Origin of the sequence: Roseofilum capinflatum BLCC-M114, from assembly GCF_030068505.1 — a bacterium.
Classification (GTDB): Bacteria; Cyanobacteriota; Cyanobacteriia; order Cyanobacteriales; family Desertifilaceae; genus Roseofilum; species Roseofilum capinflatum.
This window is the reverse complement of record NZ_JAQOSO010000063.1, coordinates 1-2,399: the sequence shown is the minus strand read 5'-3', so window position 1 is coordinate 2,399 and position 2,399 is coordinate 1. Positions and strand designations below refer to the sequence as shown.

The window sequence follows — 2,399 nt, the reverse complement described above, 5'->3', positions numbered from 1 at the left end:
CAACAGTGTGCGATTCGTTCCCGCCAAAAGTAAAAGGAAACCCCTAAAACGTAGGCGGGGCAAGGGATATAGAACCTTGACAACTGGATATCGATGATGGTGTAAGCCCATCCCGTGAGGTACATCACGTGAAAGCACCTCCCCCATTGTAGCGACTGGTCATCAATCGGTGAAGCGGGGATGAAAGACGGTTAAGTTCGGGTCTAAAACGAGTACCCCGTCAAGCAAGTGCGTACGGATAGGAATACGAAGCCATGTCTGAAGCGTCGTTATCTTAAACCTGCGAAAATTAGACTGATACGCAGGAGCCAAAAGGCTAAGGATTAAGGGGAGGCAACTACTGTTTTGACCTCTCATGTACCCGGAACAAACCCGGCGTAAAGTGGCATCCTAACCGCACAAACAATCGATATCCGGAACGAATTAACCTCCTGTTATGCTCTCAGGAACAAGGTCGAAAACCTGAGCAGGAAACCATCCGTAAGCTAACAGGGGGGGAGATTGAGTCAGAAGCAAACGCCAACTTGTAATGAGTTGGATATGCTGACGGACTCACGATAACTTGGAAGATAAAGCTTGAGTAACAGTTATGTCCAAAACGATTAGCAATAATACGGTGAGACTGGAATGGCGACAAATCGACTGGAAATCAGTTGAACGCTGCGTGTTCCGACTGCAAAAACGGATTTATCAAGCCAAGCGTCGTGGTGACGTAAGAACAGTTTGCGGACTCCAAAAGTTGCTACTGAAGAGCTGGTCAGCCAAGCTTTTAGCGGTCAGAAGGGTAACACAAGACAACCAGGGTAAAAAGACCGCAGGAGTAGACGGGGTTAAAGCCCTATCTCCAGAAGCGCGTATGAACCTGGTAGGTCAATTGAAACTCAGCTCGAAATCCAAACCTGCTCGTCGGGTATGGATACCGAAACCGGGACGGGGTGAAAAGAGACCACTAGGAATACCCACCATGAATGACCGCGCAGCCCAAGCCCTAGTAAAAATGGCACTCGAACCTCAATGGGAAGCTGTTTTTGAACCAAACTCCTACGGGTTTAGACCCGGAAGGTCTTGTCATGACGCAATAGGAGCCATATTCAACGCCATCAGATACAAACCCAAATGGGTGCTAGATGCGGACATTGCTCAATGCTTTGACAGGATAAATCACAACGCCCTACTTGATAAGCTCGAAACATTTCCCGCTATTAGACGACAAATCCGGGCATGGCTAAAAGCTGGAGTAATTGACTCCAAGCAGCTAATTCCAACGGATGAGGGTACACCACAGGGAGGCGTAATAAGCCCCTTGCTGGCAAATATCGCCCTCCATGGCATGGAGGAGATCATCAAAGACTTAGTGGGAAAATTACCCGGAAAGGGTAGTCTCACACACCGAAGAGAGGCGGTGTCCTTAATTAGATATGCCGACGACTTCGTAATCATCCACGAAAACCGAGATGTAATACAAAAGTGCCGTGACCACATTCAGGAATGGCTAAAAGGAATTGGGCTAGAACTCAAAGAGGCTAAAACCCATCTAACCCATACGTTGGAAGGGAAAAGCACAGGATTTGATTTCCTTGGTTTCAACATCCGACAATACAACGTCGGAAAATACAAAACCGGAGCAAATCCACGCGGAAACCCCCTAGGGTTCAAAACCATAATAAAACCCAGCAAGAAAGCTATCCAAACCCACTACCGAAAACTGAAAGAGATAATCGAAATGCACATCTCCGCACCGCAAGAAGCCCTAATAAGGCATCTTAATCCGGTAATCAGGGGATGGAGCAATTATTACTCAACGATAGTGTCTAAAGAAGTCTTCTCCTACCTGGATAACCTTCTATTCTGGAAACTACTCCGATGGGGGAGAAGAAGGCACTCGAATAAAACAGGTAAGTGGATAGCCATTAAATATTGGCAAACAATTGGAAGACGTAACTGGGCATTTGCAACCCGCTCGGAATCAAACCCGATGCAGTTAAGAAGCCATAGTGAAACGCCAATCGTACGTCATGTCAAGGTTAAAGGCGAAGCCAGCCCATACGACGGCAACCTAAAATATTGGAGTACAAGAATGGGAAAACAACCTGGAGTATCCACAAGAGTCTCTAAGCTCTTAAAGAAACAAAAAGGGAAGTGTACCCAATGCGAACTAACATTCCGTGAGGAAGACGTGATGGAAATCGACCATATCATCCCCAAGTCAAAAGGCGGAAAGGAGGTATATGAGAACCTTCAACTTCTTCACCGACACTGCCACGATGTTAAAACTGCCAGAGATGGTAGTCTTGGTGTTCATGACAAGAACCAAGTTGTTGAGGAGCCGTGTGAAGGGAAACTTTCACGCACGGTTTTGAAGACGAGTCGGGTGGGTGACTGCCCGGCTTAGTTTAATT

General features: G+C 46.9%; 1 protein-coding gene. It reads left to right on the top strand.

Features of this window, described 5'->3' with window-relative positions; translation table 11 throughout:
- Positions 1 to 589: 589 nt before the first annotated feature.
- Positions 590 to 2,392 carry a group II intron reverse transcriptase/maturase gene (gene ltrA, locus PMG25_RS11585; protein ID WP_283767060.1) on the top strand — a complete coding sequence of 601 codons (1,803 nt, stop codon included), beginning with the start codon at positions 590 to 592 and terminating at the stop codon, positions 2,390 to 2,392.
- Positions 2,393 to 2,399: the final 7 nt, after the last annotated feature.